Here is a 15878-nt window from a genome sequence, read left to right as displayed (position 1 = left end):
AAACGCTGAGCAGTCAGAGAGAGGCAGAATCGGCGTACTTGGTTCACCCGTTCCGCCGACAACTCCGCTTTTTGGCGAAGGAAGACAAACGGAGGTGGGTCGTCCGACCGTCGCCGCCTGCCACCGGCGGATCCACCGGCCGCCCTACGGAGCGTTGTTGCGCGGCCCCACCGGCTGCCACGGCGCCAGGTGCGCGTCCGGCGCGTCCGGCGACGAGGTCACGTACAGCCGCGCGTCCAGACCCACCACCGCCAGGCTGACCATGCTCCGGCCGGTCATCGTGGAGGAGGGCGCCCCGACGAACATCAGCGGGGACCGCTCCCACGGCCGCCCCGACCCGGCCTCCGAGCCCAGCTGCCCGCCCGCCGTGCGGCCCGCCAGTACGTGCCCGCTCGCCGTCACCGCGCCGAAGCCCTGGAGGCCACCGAGGTCGGTCATCTGGCTCACCTTCAGCCCGCCCTCGCCCGTGATCAGGGCGGTACGGACATTGCCCGAGCCGGGTTTGCGGAACCACAGCCGCACCCCGCCCTCGCGGCCCTGCGCGGTCAGCGGGAGCGTGGTGTCCGGCAGCCCGGTGGGCGTGACCGGGCCCAGCGGGGCGCCCGGCTTCGGCTGCCCCCAGCCCACCACCGACTTGGAGGTGGCGGCGAACACCATGCGCCGCCCGGCGCCGTCGGTCGCGGTGACCGGGCTGCCGTGCAGGTCGGAGCCGCCGTACTTGTCCCACGGGCCCCAGGTGCCGTCCGCGTGCTGCACCCGGCCGCGCAGGGTGCCCGCACCGTCGCGGACGTACGCCGCCAACTGCCCGGTGCCGTCGACCGAGCCGGCCGGCGCGCTGATGTCGGAGGTCCAGGTCTCGTCCGCCGTCTCGGGGGTGCCGAGGGACTGCCACTCCGTGAACTCCTCGGCCCCCGGGCGCTTCTGGACCACGTAGACGACCTCGCGCCGGTAGTCGGCGGCCTTGGCGCCGAAGGAGGTGCGGGTGCCGAAGGCGGCCGTGCGGCCGTCCGGCAGGATCACGGTGCTCACGCCCGGGTCCATCCCCGTGCCGGGGAGCAGGTCCGGGCCCTTCCAGCGGCCGACGAGACCGGGCCGGTGCCAGAGGGCCACCTGGCCGTCGAGCACCTTGAAGGCCCACAGCCCGTGGTCCTTGTCGGAGGTGAGCCAGGTGGTGCTGGTGCCGCGGGCGTAGTTGATGGAGTCCGACCACCGGTTGCCGCCGGGCTGGTCGGAGACCTTGAGGTCCCCGCAGCCGGCGTCGCTCTTGCAGTGGTTCTGCTGGTCGAGCCAGGCGTAGGTGCCCAGGATGTCCAGCTTCTCCTTGGCCTCGGCCGGGTCCAGCGCGCTGGGGAGGGAGCCGTTGACGTAGCCGACGTAGTTCTGCACCGCGAAGTGCGGGCGGTCCTTGACGTCCTTGGCGTAGGCGGCGGTGGCCAGCTGCACGAACCGGGCGCCGTAGAAGTGGTCCTGGTGGTCGGTGTACCGCTTGGTGTCGGCGAACCGGCCCGGGGTCGGGTCCTGCGAGCGGACGGTCGTCGGCCGGTACTGCTCCAGGATGCCGACGAGGGACTGGACGACCTGGTCCTTCGTGTACGAGAAGCGCTGCTTGACGGGGGTACCGGAGGCGAGCATCGACTCCAGGCGGGGAACCCTGCCGTCCCACAGGCCGTGCAGGCTGTCCGGGGCGTCGTCGTAGACGGTGCCGGCCTCGCGCAGTTGCAGCCAGACGAGGTTGAGCTGGGGCTTGGCGACGAGGACGTCGACCTCGGCGTGGCCGCCGCCCTTGGTCGGGACGACGGTGCGCTGCCAGGGGCTGCTGCGGTCGCCGGTGGCCATCAGGGCGTAGGCGGCACGGATGCCGTTCTGGCGGGCCTCGGCGTAGGCGGGCTTGTTCGGGCGGGTGGTGGCCGCTTTGCCGGCGCCGGCGTTGATGCCGTCGGCCTCGCCCGCGGTCAGGTAGACGGAGGTGACGGGGTGGCCGGCGGATATGGAGTACCGCAGGTCCGGGTTCATGAAGTAGAGGTCGTCATCGGGGTGGGCGACGACCTGGAGCACCCGTCCGGGGTCGGGCGGGTCGACGACGGCGACGGGGGCGCCGGCCGCGCTGTCGGGGACGGTGGGGGAGCCGAGGCGGTCGAGGGCCTCGTTGCCCCGGAGCAGGAGCATGCTGCCGGCGGCGGTGGCCGCGCAGAAGGCGACGACCTTGACGAGGCCGGCCCGTCGGTGACGGTGTGCCTCGCGGCGCGTCCCGGTGCGGCGGGTGCGCCGCGCGGCCCCGCGCCCGCCCTCGGCCGGGGCCTGCGGCCCGGGTGCCGAGGCGCGGCGACGGCCGCGTCGGCTCCCGTCGGCCCCGGCCCTGTCGGCCCCGTCGGCTGCGCCCGCCTCGCGGTCGGCCTGCGCGGCGCGGTCGGGGAGTTCGGCGTGCTCGGCCTGCGGCGGCGCGAAGTCGGCCTGGGGCGGCGTCGGGTGGGCAGGTTGAGCCTGCTGAGCCGAGTAGGCCGGCTCGGCCGGGTGGGCCCGGTGAGTCGATTGCGCCTGCTGCGTCCGGTAGGCCCGCTGGCCTTGGTGAGCCTGCTGGGCCTGCTGAGCCTGCTGAGAGTGATGGGTTTCGCGGGGCGCGTACGCCTGCTGAGGCAGCTCCGCCGGGTAGGGCTGCTGGCCCTGCTGCGCCTGGTGGTACTGCCGCCCCTCGTGGGCCGGTTGGGCCGGTTGGGCCGAGTGGGCCGACAGGGCCTCGTGGGGCTGCTGAAGGTGATGGGCCTCACGGGGTGGGTACGACTGCTGGGGCTGCTGGGCCTGGTAGATCTGCGGGGACGGATGCGCATGTGGCTGCGGGTAGCCCTGGGACGCCTGTTGTGCCGGGTGTCGCTCATACCCCGGGTACCCCGGGTGCACCTGGTACCCGGGATGCGGCTGCCCCCACGGAGCCTCCGCCGGCGGACCCTGCTGGTCCCAGGCACCGGCACCCGCACCGGCACCCGCACCCGCACCCGCACCCGCCCCAAGGCTCTGCCATGAGTCGGACATGTGGCTCCCCCCGGGCCGATCGGCGAGGAGTTGCCCCCATCACACGATAAATATTCTGATAATCCGATAACTCTCGGCATCGTACGTGCCCGGAGTCGAACACCTGCTCAGGACACGCTCCGAGCAGCGCCGCAGCCGGGCCGGGACTCCGTCGACAGGTTCCAGGGCCTAGGCTCAGGAGAAGAGCACGCCAGGGCAGTGGCAGCGACAACCGCGGGAGGCGGCGGGATGACGGTCCCGGGACGCAGGAGCAGCACCTTCATCCGGCTGCTCCGCAGCGGCTTCACCGACCCCTCCGCGGCCGCACGGCTGCTGGACTGCGACGCGCTGGCGGCCGTACGCACCGATCCCGTGCTGCTCGACGCCCTCGGCGCGACCGCCGACCCCGACCTCGCCCTCCTCGGACTCGTCCGGATCGCCGAGGCCCAGCCCGACGGCGAGCTGCCCGGGCTCCTCGACACCCTCGTCAGTGCCAAGCCGCTGCGCGACCGGCTGCTCGGCGTCCTCGGGGCCTCCGAGGCCCTCGGTGACCACCTCGCCCGCCACCCCCGCGACTGGCTCGGCCTCGTCACCTACGAGGCTGCCGACCTGCACCCCGGACTGGCCGAGTTCGAGCGCGGGCTCGCCGACGCGCACGACCCCGTCACGCTGCGCGTCGCCTACCGCCGTTGCCTGCTCTCCATCGCCGCCCGCGACGTCTGCGGCACCATCGACGTCGCCCAGACCGCCGCCGAGCTCGCCGATCTGGCCACCGCCACCCTGCGCGCGGCCCTGCGGATCGCCTCCGCCGCCGCCCCCGAGGACGCGGCCCTGTGCCGCCTCGCCGTCATCGCGATGGGCAAGTGCGGCGGCAACGAGCTGAACTACGTCTCCGACGTCGACGTCATCTTCGTCGGCGACGCGGCCCCCGGCGCCGACGAGGGCAAAGCCCTCCAGGCCGCCACCCGCCTCGCCTCCCACCTCATGCGGATCTGCTCGGAGACCACCGTCGAGGGCACCATCTGGCCCGTCGACGCCAACCTCCGCCCCGAGGGCCGCAACGGCCCCCTCGTCCGCACCCTCGCCTCCCACCTGGCCTACTACCAGCGCTGGGCCAAGACCTGGGAGTTCCAGGCCCTCCTCAAGGCCCGCGCCGTGGCCGGCGACGAGGCCCTGGGCGCCGAGTACATCGCCGCCATAAGCCCGCTGGTCTGGCAGGCCGCCGAACGCGAGAACTTCGTCCCCGACGTCCAGAAGATGCGGCGCCGCGTCGTCGACAACATCCCCGCCGCCCAGGTCGAACGCGAGCTGAAGCTGGGTCCCGGCGGCCTGCGCGACGTCGAGTTCGCCGTCCAGCTGCTCCAGCTCGTGCACGGCCGCAGCGACGCCACCCTGCACTCCGGCACCACCCTCGACGCCCTGCACGCCCTCGCCGCCGGCGGCTACGTCGGCCGCGCCGACGCCGCCCAACTGCACGACGCGTACCGCTTCCTGCGCGCCATGGAGCACCGCATCCAGCTCTACCGGCTGCGCCGCACCCACCTCGTCCCCGAGGACGAGAACGACCTGCGGCGCCTCGGCCGCTCGATGGGCCTGCGCACCGAACCGGTCGCCGAGCTCAACAAGGCCTGGCGCCGGCACGCCTCCGTGGTGCGGCGGCTGCACGAGAAGCTCTTCTACCGGCCGCTGCTCGACGCCGTCGCCCAGCTCACCCCGGGCGAGACCCGGCTCTCGCCGCGCGCCGCCGGCCAGCGCCTCGAAGCCCTCGGCTACGCCGACCCGGCCTCGGCCCTGCGCCACCTCGAAGCCCTCGCCTCCGGCGTCACCCGCAAGGCCGCCATCCAGCGCACCCTGCTGCCGGTGATGCTCGGCTGGTTCGCCGACTCCGCAGACCCGGACGCCGGCCTGCTGAACTTCCGCAAGGTCTCCGACGCCCTCGGCAAGACCCCCTGGTACCTGCGCCTGCTGCGCGACGAGGGCGCCGCCGCCGAGAACCTCGCCCGCGTCCTGTCCGCCGGGCGGCTCGCCCCCGACCTGCTGATGCGCGCCCCCGAGGCCGTTGCCCTGCTCGGCGACCCCGAGGGCCTGCAGCCCCGTACGCACGAGGCCCTCCAGCAGGAGGTCCTCGCCGCCGTCGGACGCGCCGAGAACCCCGAGGCCGCCGTCGCCGTCGCCCGCGGCGTGCGCCGCCGCGAGCTGTTCCGGACCACCGCGGCCGACATCATCGGCTCGTACGGTACGGAGGACAACCCGGCCGAGGAGGATCACGGAGCCCTCGTCGACCGGGTCGGCGGGGCCGTCTCCGACCTCACCGCAGCCACCCTCGCCGGGGCCCTGCGCGCCGCTGTCCACAGCCACTACGGCGATACGCTGCCCACCCGCTTCGCCGTCATCGGCGTCGGCCGCTTCGGCGGACACGAACTCGGCTACGGCTCCGACGCCGACGTGCTGTTCGTCCACGAGCCCCGCGAGGGCGTCGACGAACAGGAGGCCGCCAAGGCCGCCCAGACCGTCATCGCCGAAATGCGCAGGCTGCTCCAGCTGCCCACCACCGACCCGCCGCTGCTCATCGACGCCGACCTGCGCCCCGAGGGCCGCTCCGGTCCTCTGGTGCGCACGCTGGCCTCCTACGCCGCCTACTACCGGCGCTGGTCGCTGACCTGGGAGAGCCAGGCCCTGCTGCGCGCCGAGCCGGTGGCGGGCGATGCCGAGCTCGGAGCGCGGTTCATCGAGCTGATCGATCCGCTGCGCTACCCGATGGAGGGGCTCGGCGAGGACGCCGTACGGGAGATCCGCCGGCTCAAGGCCCGCATGGAGTCGGAGCGGATGCCCCGCGGGGCCGACCCGACCCTGCACACCAAGCTCGGCCGCGGCGGCCTCAGCGACGTCGAGTGGACCGTCCAGCTGATCCAGATGCGGCACGCCTGGGCCGAACCGGGCCTGCGCACCACGCGTACCCGCGAGGCCCTCGCGGCCGCCCACTCGGCCGGGCTGATTCCGGCCGAGGAGGCGCAGATCCTGGACGAGGCCTGGGTGCTGGCGACCCGGGTCCGCAATGCGGTGATGCTGGTGCGCGGCCGCGCCGGGGACACCTTCCCGACCGAGGCCCGGGAACTGGCGGCCGTGGGGCGTTACCTCGGATACGCCGAGGGCACGGTCGGGGAGATGCTGGACGACTACCGTCGCATCACCCGCCGTGCCCGGGCGGTGGTGGAGGAACTCTTCTACGGAGGCTGAACGGCGGCCCCGGGCGGTTCGGCCCCCGGCTGCGGTGCGTCAGCGCGCCGTGCCGAAGTCCTGAGTCCAGTAGTTGCCGGGCTGCGCCAGGCCGATGCCGATCTCCTTGAAGGCGCAGTTCAGGATGTTCTCCCGGTGGCCCTGGCTGTTCATCCAGCCCTCCATGACCTTCTCGGGGGAGCTGTAGCCGTAGGCGACGTTCTCGCCGTACGTGCGCCACGTGTACCCGGCGCGGGTGATGCGCGCGCCCGGGTCCGAGCCGTCGGAGCCGGTGTGGGACATGTTGCTGTGGGAGGCCATGTCGGCGCTGTGGTCCTGCGCGGCCTTCGTGAGCTTCGCGTTGAGGGCGACGGCCGAGCATCCGGCGGCGGCGCGCTCCTGGTTGACGAGTGCGAGGACCGCGGCGACGTCACCGGAGGCCGGCGGGGCGGCCGGCTTCGACGGCTGGGGCGCCTGCGGCTTCGCGGGGGCGACCGGCGGCTTCACCGGCTTCGGCTGCTGCGCGGGCGGCGTGGTCTCCACGACGGGCTGCGTGGGCGCGGCGGGGCTGGTCGGGGAGGCCTCGGCGGGGCTGCTGCTCGGCGACGTGGCCGGGAGCGGGGCGTCCACGGGCGCGAGGGTGCTCGGAGTGGCCGAGGGAGCGTACTGCCATGGGCGCTGCTGCTGGTGGCTCGCGGTCCGCGTCCGGCTGTTGCCGTTGTCCTGTGCGTCGAAGCAGGCCATGGCGGCGGTGGGAACGCCCACGAGGGCGAGGGCGCCGACGCCGATGACTATTTTCTTGTAGGACGACTTCTTCCGATGCTTCTGCATGCCTGACCTCATTCAGTGATCGCGAAGCTTCCGGCGCCGGAAGTGCAGGGCGCCGAAGAGGCCGCCATTCTTAAAAGCCTCTGAATGGCCTGGCAAGTTTCCGCTGATCACGAGCCTGGGGCGGTCGGCATGCGGCTTGAAACGGGACCGTGATCGTGCATCATCACGATTTGGTCACTCCCGCAACCGTCTGATGAGTGTTCAGAAACGGCTGTGACCTGGCCGGTCGGGGGCGGCCCTGTCGGTACCACGGATTGCGTTTCCGGCGGAGAGGGGAATGTCAATTCCAAAAGGGACAAATATCGAAATGTCGGCGGGTTAACGCTCCATCAAGAAAGCCCGGCGCCGACGTGCGCACCGTGACGCATGTCACTGTTTCCGCGCGGCTGCGCCCGTCTCCCCGAGGGAGACGGGCGCAGTGATCGATCTACCGCGGTTCGAGGGCCGCCGTCCGGCAGGCGCCGTTCGCGGCGCCGCCGGGTACTCCGGCCGCGGTCAGGCCGCTCACGCAGCCCTGGAGATCGCCGCTCACACCACGCGTACAGGCCGCAGTGACGGCGTCGGTGACCTCGGCGCCCGCCTGCGAGGCCATGTTGATGCAGGCGGGGATGTCCGCGTGAGCGGCGGGAGCGGCGAGGGCGGCGCCGGAGAGGGAGAGGATCAGCCCGGTGAGAACACCGGCGGTACGGGTCGACGTGCGCATGGGGCACACACCTGCTCTCGGAATCGTCGCGCGCGGAACTCCTAGTCGGGGGCCACCCGGCAGGCGCTCTCCGCGGTCCCGTTGGTGACGGCTGCCGCGGTCAGGCCGGACACGCACTGCGCGTGGTCGCCGGTCAGGCCGACGTAGCACGCCATACGGACGGAGTCCGGGGCCTCGCCGCCCTGCAGCTCGCGCTCGACCTGGTTGATGCAGGCCGTGACGTCCGCGTGGGCGGCGGGGGCCGCGAAGGCGGCTCCGCCGAGGGCGAGGGCCAGGCCGGTGAGGACACCGGCGATACGGGTCGACATGTGCATGGGGACGTACCTGCTCTCCGAATTCGTCGCCGCCGGGTCCGGACCTCCCCCGTACCGGACCGCTCGGCAGGGCTTCCTCCCCGTTCGGCGCTGGATCGGCTGTGCGGCTACCTCGACTGGACGGCGAAGAGCTCGACGGCGTACTGGCCGCTCGTACCGATCCCGGTCTGCTTGTACTCGCAGTTCAAGATGGCGGCCCGGTGGCCCTTCGTACTGACCATCCAGCCGTCCACGTGGGACTTGGAGGAGTCGTGGCCCGGACCGGAGACGTTCTCCGAGGACGGGCCTGCGGGCGAGTAGCCGGCCTTTTCCATACGGGCCAGGTAGCTGGAGCCGTCCGAGCCGGTGTGCGCGGTCAGGTTGTTCGCCGCCATGTCGTCCGCGTGGGCCTGGGCGGCCGCCGCGAGCCGCGGGTCCACCGTCAGGGGTTCGCAACCTGCATTCTTTCGCTCGGTGTTGACCAGCGTGAGGATCTCCTCCGGCGAGGACTGTTGCACGCTGCGGGTGACGGAGGCCGTCGTCGCCGTGGCCGCCGCCGGGGCGGCGATCGCGGTGACCGCGCCGCCGAGTACGAGCAGCGGGACGGTACAGGCGGCGGCGCAGACGCGACGGATCCGGCTGTTCTTGGTACGCATCAGAGTTTTCCCCTCGTCGGGGGTCGTGGGGAGCCGCCCGTGGCACCCGGTTCTCCGGGCGGCCGCCCGTGGGGCGGCCGCGGGGTGCTGCGCGGCCTGCGGAGGCGCGGGCACCGCCGCAGCCTGCTGCGAGGGGCGCGCCTCCTTCCACCGTACGACCGGTGGCACCTCCCCACGACCGGGCGCCTCCGCGTGCGACATCGGCGAAGGTGTGCGGGGCGGCTCCGAGGCGTATCCGGCCGATTCGCCGCGCGCGCGTGCGGAGGCCGGGGCGGGTGCCCAGCATGGAGTCATGGCTGTCCTCCCGCCGATGGTGAGCCATGCGCAGGAGACTGCGCCCGTGCCCGTGGCCGTGCCCGTGGCCGTGGTCTCGCCGTCGCCCGTGCCCGTGGCCGTGGTCTCGCCCTCGCCCGTGCCCGTGCCCCTGCCCACTGTGCCGCGGTCATGGACCCGGATCCCCGTCGAACGGTCCCTTCACGGGCGAGGGGCGGGCACGGCCCGGCCCGCCTCCGTGACTGTCGCAGCCCTCCTGGCGGCGGCCCTGACCGCTCTGCCCGGCGGGCCCGCCCACGCCTTCACCGGCGACAACCACGAGGACATCACCCGGGCGGCGCTGCCCTGGGAGCCCGTCACGCTGACCGCGATGGCCGACGCCCGGGGCGGGGCGATCAACGCCGATGACAAGCGCCCGTACTTCGACGTCGGCCCCCTGCACTGCGACAACGCCGACTACCTCGCCCCCCGCTACGCCGCCGACTACCCCCGAAGCCGGGACGAGGCCACCACGGAGCTCCTCGCCTGTATCCGCACCTCCGTCGGCCGCTTCCGCAACGCGGTCCGGGACGCCGACGGCCTCGTCGACGCCGCCGGCAAGGTGCGCGCCGATCAGAGTGACCTGTCCTCGCCCTGCACGTGGGACGAGAAGCCCGGCCGGGCCAAATGCGCCGTGCTCGAACAGCTCGGCCGCGGCTGGCACCCGATCGAGGACTTCTACTCGCACTCCAACTGGGCCGACCGGCCCGCCCCCGGCCCGATCGGCCTCGACAACCCGCCCGGGCTGGGGCGGAAGGACGTCGCGCCGTTCCTCGACATCCGCCGCTACAGCGCGATGAAGGACGCCGACTGGACCCGCGACGCGCGCGAGCGCATCCCGGCGGACCTCGCGACCGGTTGCTACCCCGACGTCGATTCCACCGGCGTCAAACCGGCCGACTGCGACGGCCGCGTCCCCCACAACCTCGTGCTGAACAAGGACACCGCCGAATCCGCCCGCTCCAGGACGGATGACAACCTCGGCCACGCCACGGCCGGAGCCACGGCCGAGATCACCCGCCAGTGGAACGACTTCAAGGCCGAGTTGCTCGCGGCGTACCCCGACGACCGGCGCGGCGCACAGATGGTGTGCGCGCTCGTGCACGACGATCCGGCCACCGCCTGCCCGTGACGGCTCCACCGTTCGACCAGTGGTGCGATGCACGGATGTTCCGGGACGAGATCGCCGACGCGTTCATCTGGCGACCTCCAGCGCGCAGGACCGCCCTACCAAGTTTCGCGAGCTTCTTGTGGCAGGTCAGGGCGGCGGCCGTGGCCGGGCCTCGGCTCTGCCAGTCGTTGCGGACCGCGTACGGGATCTTGAGACCACGAGCAGCCCGTGGCAGGCTCGTGCCGCATGATCGATGAGTTCGCGAAAGACACCCTGCACGGGAGACTGCGGCGGGACCGCAAGGCGCTGCTCTGGAAACTCGACGGCTTGTCCGAATACGACGCCCGCCGACCTTTGACAGCGACCGGTACCAACCTCCTCGGCCTGGTCAAACACGTGGCCAGCGTCGAGGCCAGGTACTTCGGCGAGGTCTTCGACCGCCCTTCCCCGGAACCGCTGCCCCGGTGGCAGGACTCCAACGGCAGCGATCTGTGGGCGACCGAGGACGAGACCCGCGATCAGATCGTCGGGTTCTACCGGCGCACGTGGGAACACTCGGACGCGACGATCAACGAGCTTCCCCTCGACGCCCCCGGCCACGTGCCGTGGTGGCCGGAGCCTCATGCCGACACGAACCTGTTCGCCGTCATGGTCCATGTCCTCGGCGAGTGCATCCGGCATGCCGGGCAGGCCGATATCCTGCGCGAGGGCCTCGACGGCCGGACCGGGTTGCGCGCCGAACACGAGCAGCAGATCGACGAGGAAGCCCGTGCAGCCCAGTGCGCGAAGATCGAGCAGGCCGCCAGGTCGGCCGCACCGATCAAGACCTGACCGAGCCAACTCCGTGCGGACCAGGCGTACTTCTCCGCCGCCCACCTGTGCCTGGCCGCGCGGGCGCGGGCTCGTCGCGCGCATCGCGCGGCCCGGCATCGAGTCCGGAGAACGCCTCGGTCGGCACCGCTGGAAGCCAGCAGCAGATTGTCGCTTACGACGTCGGACGCGTCCTCGCGACCGGCGAGTCCTACACCCGACCCGCACACCACAAGGTCGGCACGAAGCCCCGGTGCATTGGCGGGTCGGCAAGCTCAGACCGATAGGAGGAATCCACCGATTTGGTATTCCAGCCCCTCACGGAACTCCAGATGCGGGATGGCACTCTGCATCGCCGAGTACAGCGCGGGCGGCACCTCGTGGACCGCGGTCTCAAGGAAGTCGTCGTCCCGGCCGGGGAACAGGTCTCTGATCCTCAGAATCTCAACTCGGTTGAGGCCAGTGATGTGTGAGGCCTGCCCATCGCTGTCCCAGCCGATGAGGTTCCACCCAAGGGTTTCGGTGTTGATGTTGTTCACGCGGCCTACGGTAAGCGTGAACTGTTCATGAGGTTAAACGGCAAGCCGAGCGGCTGTCGTTGCCGTGGCCGGTGGTGGGGTGCAGTCGTGGCAGTGGCCCGGGACGGGGGAGCGGAAGGCCCGGTCGCACTCTTCGCACGAGCGGAGCGGATGGACCTCGCGGTCCGGGGGCTCGGCGTGCGCCGCTGCCCAGGGGTCCGGGAGCCGGGGCGGCAGCTGTTCCCGCAGGCGGTGGGCGAGCAGCGCCGCCGGGGAGTGGATGGTGGCCGAGGGCAGGGCGCGCGTCAGGGCGGCGGGCGTCGAGGTCGCCCACACCCCCGGCACCGTTCTCGTCCGGGACTCCAAGCGGCCCGAGTACGCCCGTCTCGCCGTCGGCCCCGGCGCCTGGACCGGCTTCGTCGCCCACGCCGTCACCTCGTGAGACGGGTGGATTCCGCCGTCGAGGCCGTGCACCGGTACCGGCGGCCGGATCCGGCGTGCTGGGACATCGTCGTCGACGCGGTCTGCGGGGAATCTTCGAGCTTGGGGGCCGACCGGGCGCTGGTCCAAGGAGGCCCGGCCATCGCCCGGCACGCCGACCGGATCGCCGCGGACCTCCGCCGACAGCAGGGGGTCTTCGGGACCGCCGTCAGCCACGGCGTGAGCGTGCGCGCCATCGCTCTCGCGGGGACGGGTGACGTGCGGGCCCTGCCTGCCCTCCGCCACCTCGCGGAGCACGGCGGACTTCCCTACAACCGCCCGGAAGCCCGGGTCATGGCCGCGCTGCCCGCGGCCGAGCTGGTTCCGGTCATGCGGACCAAGCTGCGGCGCGATGCGGACGACTACCACGGCAACACCACCACCCTCGAAGTCCTCGGGCTCTGCGGCGAGGCCGCCGCACTCGCCGTGGCCGAGGTCGCCCGGCGCCTGGACATGCCCTACGCCTACGACGCGATGCGCGTCCTCGGCCGGATCGGGCCCGCCGCGGTCGCCACCGCGGACCGGCTGGCCGCGTACGCGACCGGGCGTGACCCCCGCACGAGCCGCAACCACCCGCGGCGGGCGGCCTGGGCGCACTGGCGGGTCACCGGGGACCCCACCCTGGCCCTCGACGTGTGCGGAGCGGCCGTGCGATCCGGGTCCGCGGGCCACGGCCTGCCCTTACTCGCCGACCTCGGCCCGCTGGCCACCGCGCATGCGGACGCCGTGCACGGCCTGTTGGATTCGCCCGGCGCGTGGACCAGGGTCGCGGCAGCAGACGCGTACTGGCGGATCACCGGGGACCCGGAGCCCGCCGTGCCGGTGCTGCTGGCGGAGGTGGACCCGGACTGGACGGGCCGGCCGGCCGTGCCGGTCCAGGAGGCGGTCGGCCGTCTCGGGGAGATCGGCACCCCGGCCGCCGGGGCGGTGCCCCTGCTGCGCCGGATCCTGGCGCGGGAGGAACGCCTCACCCACGCCTTCGACCGCACGCGGATCCTGGCCGACGAGGCCTACGTCCGCACGCTCACCGATGCGCTGGAACGGATCGCTCCCGGAGCGGGCGACACCGTTCCGGCGTCCCGGCATGTGGCGCGGAAAGGCTGACCGGATGTTCACCTTTCGCCGCACGGACCGGTACGACGGGGACATCCTCGGCGAGATCCACGCCGCAGCCTGGGAGGCGGCCTACGCCCCCTTCTTCGATCCGGAGTTCGCCGCGGACGGGGTCCGGAGCAGACTGACCCGGTGGCACGCGAGGGTCGCGCCGGGAGCCGACACGTCCACCACGATGCTGCTGGCCGAACGCGACGGTCGCGCACTGGCCCTGTCCGCCTTCGGCCCGTCCTCGACCCGGCCGGGCCTCGCCGAGATCCTCTCCTTCTACAGTCACCCCGACAGCTGGGGCAGCGGCGTCGCCGCGGCGCTGATGACCGAGACGCTGCACCACCTGCGCGACGCCGGATTCGCCCGGACGCACCTGTGGACCCTGCGCGACACCCCGCAGTCCCGCCGCTTCTACACCAAATGCGGCTTCACCGGCACCGGCGCCGAGCGGCCCTTCGACTTCGGCGACGGGAAGCCGCTCACCCAGGTCGAGTACGAGCACGGCTGCTGACGCTCTGCCGAACTCTCCCGAACTCTCCCGAACTCCGGCAGAATCCGACTGCCGTTCGCCTGACGTACCCGCTGCCGTCACACCGGGCTTTCTCTCCGGTACTCCGGGCACGCTGTTCTTGAAGGCGCTGAAGCACCTCAAGCACCTCAAGCACCCTCGAACAAAGCAGAGGTCTCTCTCGCCATGGCAGAACTCAACCGCCGCCGCTTCCTCCAGCTCACCGGCGGCGCCGCCGCCCTGAGCCTGCTCAACGAGAGCATCGCGCGCGCCGCCGCCATCCCCGCGCAGGGGACGACCGGAACCATCGCCGATGTCGAGCACATCGTGGTCCTGATGCAGGAGAACCGTTCCTTCGACCACTACTACGGTGCGCTGCGCGGTGTCCGGGGCTTCGGCGACCCGCGCCCGGTGACCCTGCCCAGCGGCAAGTCCGTCTGGCACCAGGCCGACAACGCGGGCAAGGAGACGCTGCCCTTCCGCCCGCCGTCCGACGACCTCGGCATGGAGTTCCTCCAGGGCCTCAACCACGACTGGGCGGGTGGTCAGAGCGCCTTCAACAAGGGCAAGTACGACAACTGGGTGCCGGCCAAGACACCGGCCACCATGGCCCACCTGACGCGTGACGACATCCCGTTCCACTACGCCCTCGCCGACACGTTCACCATCTGCGACGCCTACCACTGCTCCTTCATCGGCTCGACCGACCCCAACCGCTACTACCTGTGGTCGGGCCACACCGGCAACGACGGCGCCGGCGGCGGCCCGGTCCTCAACAACGCCGAGGCCGGCTACGGCTGGACCACCTACCCGGAGCGCCTGGAGCAGGCCGGCATCTCCTGGAAGGTCTACCAGGACATCGGCAACGGCCTCGACGCCGCCGGATCCTGGGGCTGGATCGACGACGCCTACCGCGGCAACTACGGCGACAACTCGCTCCTCTACTTCAACAACTACCGCAATGCCCAGCCCGGTAACCCGCTCTACGACAAGGCCCGCACCGGCACCGACGCCAGGACCGGCGAGGGCTACTTCGACCGGCTGCGCGCCGACGTCGCGACCGGGACCCTGCCCCAGGTCTCCTGGATCGCGGCCCCCGAGGCGTTCAGCGAGCACTCCAACTGGCCCTCCAACTACGGTGCGTGGTACATCGCGCAGGTGATGGACGCGCTGACCTCCAACCCCGACGTGTGGGCCCGTACCGCGCTGTTCATCACCTACGACGAGAACGACGGCTTCTTCGACCACGTCGTCCCGCCGTACGCCCCGGCCGACGCCGGCCAGGGCCTGTCGACCACGCCGACCGCCCTGGACGTCTTCCCCGGCAAGGCCGGCTACGTCGCCGGACCGTACGGGCTGGGCCCGCGCGTCCCGATGCTCGTCGTCTCGCCGTGGAGCACCGGCGGCTACTCCTGCTCCGAGACCTTCGACCACACCTCCGTGATCCGCTTCATGGAGAAGCGCTTCGGAGTGCACGAGCCCAACATCTCGCCCTGGCGCCGCGCCGTCTGCGGTGACCTGACCTCGGCCTTCGACTTCGCCCGCCGGGACACGGCGACGGTCTCGCTGCCCGACACCGGCTCGTGGGAGCCGCAGGACCGCGAGCGGCATCCCGACTTCCGGGCCACCCCGCCGGCCGTGGGGAGCATGCCGCGCCAGGAGAAGGGCCTGTGCCACACCCGTCCGCTGAAGTACGCCCCGTACGTGGACGGCGCCGCGCTCACCGGCGAGGGCAGGTTCAAGCTGACCTTCAGCGGCGGTCCGGACCTGGGCGCGCAGTTCTACGTCACCGCGGGCAACCGGACCGACGCCCCCTGGACGTACACCACCGAGGCCGGCAAGTCGATCTCGGACACCTGGAACACCCGCTACTCCGCCGGCGTCACCGACCTGACCGTCCACGGCCCCAACGGCTTCCTGCGCGGCTTCCGCAACCCGGGCACCACCCCCGGCCCCGAGGTCACCGCCCGCCACAACGCCGCCACGGGCAACCTGGACCTCACCCTCACCAACGCCGGGACGTCGACCGCGACGCTCACGGTCACCAACGCCTACGGCGGCGGCCCCAAGCGCCTGACGGTCGCCAAGGGCGCAACCGTCACCCACAGCGTCTCCCTGAAGAACACCCGACGCTGGTACGACGTGACGGTCACCGCGTCCGAGTTCGCGGACTTCCGCCGCCGGTTCGCCGGCAAGGTCGAGACCGGCGCGGCCGGCCTGTCGGACCCGGCGATCCTGACGAACCAGTCCTCCTGACCCGCTGACCGGCTGACCCGCTGACCCGCTGACCCGGCCGCGCCCGCCCGCCCCCGGACTTCTCCGGGGGAGCG

General features: G+C 72.4%; 13 protein-coding genes. 7 read left to right on the top strand and 6 right to left on the bottom strand.

Annotated features, from left to right (window positions below):
• Positions 1 to 144: 144 nt before the first annotated feature.
• Positions 145 to 3027: a PIG-L family deacetylase gene (locus tag IE257_RS01675; RefSeq protein WP_189963767.1), complete on the bottom strand. Its 2883-nt coding sequence runs from the start codon at positions 3025 to 3027 to the stop codon at positions 145 to 147.
• 228 nt (positions 3028 to 3255) lie between these two features.
• Between IE257_RS01675 and IE257_RS01670 the strand changes: the two genes are divergently transcribed.
• A complete protein-coding gene (locus tag IE257_RS01670; RefSeq protein ID WP_189963765.1) occupies positions 3256 to 6243 on the top strand; it encodes a bifunctional [glutamine synthetase] adenylyltransferase/[glutamine synthetase]-adenylyl-L-tyrosine phosphorylase in 2988 nt (995 codons plus the stop codon).
• A gap of 39 nt (positions 6244 to 6282) precedes the next feature.
• On the opposite strand, the gene IE257_RS01665 is transcribed toward IE257_RS01670, so the two are convergent.
• The 4 genes from IE257_RS01665 to IE257_RS01650 form a co-directional block, all read right to left on the bottom strand.
• Positions 6283 to 7053, bottom strand: a complete 771-nt coding sequence (locus IE257_RS01665; protein WP_189963763.1) for a CAP domain-containing protein — start codon at positions 7051 to 7053, stop codon at positions 6283 to 6285.
• 427 nt (positions 7054 to 7480) lie between these two features.
• Complete coding sequence (locus tag IE257_RS01660; RefSeq protein WP_189963760.1) at positions 7481 to 7756, bottom strand: hypothetical protein; 276 nt, start codon at positions 7754 to 7756, stop codon at positions 7481 to 7483.
• Positions 7757 to 7797: 41 nt separating this feature from the next.
• Positions 7798 to 8070, bottom strand: coding sequence for a hypothetical protein (locus tag IE257_RS01655; protein ID WP_189963759.1), 273 nt, complete (start codon positions 8068 to 8070; stop codon positions 7798 to 7800).
• 107 nt (positions 8071 to 8177) lie between these two features.
• Positions 8178 to 8705 carry a CAP domain-containing protein gene (locus IE257_RS01650; RefSeq protein ID WP_189963757.1) on the bottom strand — a complete coding sequence of 176 codons (528 nt, stop codon included), beginning with the start codon at positions 8703 to 8705 and terminating at the stop codon, positions 8178 to 8180.
• Positions 8706 to 8997: 292 nt separating this feature from the next.
• Here IE257_RS01650 and IE257_RS01645 point away from each other — a divergent pair, with 292 nt between their 5' ends.
• On the top strand, positions 8998 to 10149 hold the full coding sequence (locus tag IE257_RS01645; protein ID WP_189963755.1) for a hypothetical protein: 1152 nt from the start codon (positions 8998 to 9000) through the stop codon (positions 10147 to 10149).
• 225 nt (positions 10150 to 10374) lie between these two features.
• Complete coding sequence (locus IE257_RS01640; RefSeq protein WP_189963753.1) at positions 10375 to 10959, top strand: DinB family protein; 585 nt, start codon at positions 10375 to 10377, stop codon at positions 10957 to 10959.
• Between the two features lie 254 nt (positions 10960 to 11213).
• On the opposite strand, the gene IE257_RS01635 is transcribed toward IE257_RS01640, so the two are convergent.
• Positions 11214 to 11477 (bottom strand): hypothetical protein, encoded by a 264-nt coding sequence (locus IE257_RS01635; protein ID WP_189964813.1) that lies wholly within the window; start codon positions 11475 to 11477, stop codon positions 11214 to 11216.
• 259 nt (positions 11478 to 11736) lie between these two features.
• Between IE257_RS01635 and IE257_RS01630 the strand changes: the two genes are divergently transcribed.
• From IE257_RS01630 to IE257_RS01615, 4 genes are all read left to right on the top strand, one after another.
• Complete coding sequence (locus IE257_RS01630; protein ID WP_189963751.1) at positions 11737 to 11898, top strand: DUF397 domain-containing protein; 162 nt, start codon at positions 11737 to 11739, stop codon at positions 11896 to 11898.
• Positions 11895 to 13040, top strand: a complete 1146-nt coding sequence (locus IE257_RS01625) for a hypothetical protein (protein ID WP_229920059.1) — start codon at positions 11895 to 11897, stop codon at positions 13038 to 13040. The genes IE257_RS01630 and IE257_RS01625 overlap by 4 nt, the downstream gene beginning before the upstream one ends.
• 4 nt (positions 13041 to 13044) lie before the next feature.
• A complete protein-coding gene (locus tag IE257_RS01620) occupies positions 13045 to 13551 on the top strand; it encodes a GNAT family N-acetyltransferase (protein ID WP_189963747.1) in 507 nt (168 codons plus the stop codon).
• Positions 13552 to 13734: 183 nt separating this feature from the next.
• Entirely contained in the window at positions 13735 to 15804 is a 2070-nt protein-coding gene (locus tag IE257_RS01615; protein WP_189963745.1) for a phosphocholine-specific phospholipase C, read from the top strand.
• Positions 15805 to 15878 lie beyond the last annotated feature (74 nt).

Origin of the sequence: Streptomyces avidinii (assembly GCF_014650695.1) — a bacterium.
In the GTDB taxonomy this organism is placed as follows: Bacteria; Actinomycetota; Actinomycetes; order Streptomycetales; family Streptomycetaceae; genus Streptomyces; species Streptomyces avidinii.
Note: the sequence above shows the minus strand (reverse complement) of the source record. Positions and strands in the feature narration are given on the sequence as shown.

Coding starts and splice junctions, on each gene's coding strand:
- IE257_RS01675 (WP_189963767.1), bottom strand. CDS start 3,027: ATGTCCGACTCATGGCAGAGCCTTGGGGCGGGTGCGGGTGCGGGTGCG.
- IE257_RS01670 (WP_189963765.1), top strand. CDS start 3,256: ATGACGGTCCCGGGACGCAGGAGCAGCACCTTCATCCGGCTGCTCCGC.
- IE257_RS01660 (WP_189963760.1), bottom strand. CDS start 7,756: ATGCGCACGTCGACCCGTACCGCCGGTGTTCTCACCGGGCTGATCCTC.
- IE257_RS01665 (WP_189963763.1), bottom strand. CDS start 7,053: ATGCAGAAGCATCGGAAGAAGTCGTCCTACAAGAAAATAGTCATCGGC.
- IE257_RS01645 (WP_189963755.1), top strand. CDS start 8,998: ATGGCTGTCCTCCCGCCGATGGTGAGCCATGCGCAGGAGACTGCGCCC.
- IE257_RS01630 (WP_189963751.1), top strand. CDS start 11,737: ATGGTGGCCGAGGGCAGGGCGCGCGTCAGGGCGGCGGGCGTCGAGGTC.
- IE257_RS01655 (WP_189963759.1), bottom strand. CDS start 8,070: ATGCACATGTCGACCCGTATCGCCGGTGTCCTCACCGGCCTGGCCCTC.
- IE257_RS01650 (WP_189963757.1), bottom strand. CDS start 8,705: ATGCGTACCAAGAACAGCCGGATCCGTCGCGTCTGCGCCGCCGCCTGT.
- IE257_RS01620 (WP_189963747.1), top strand. CDS start 13,045: ATGTTCACCTTTCGCCGCACGGACCGGTACGACGGGGACATCCTCGGC.
- IE257_RS01640 (WP_189963753.1), top strand. CDS start 10,375: ATGATCGATGAGTTCGCGAAAGACACCCTGCACGGGAGACTGCGGCGG.
- IE257_RS01615 (WP_189963745.1), top strand. CDS start 13,735: ATGGCAGAACTCAACCGCCGCCGCTTCCTCCAGCTCACCGGCGGCGCC.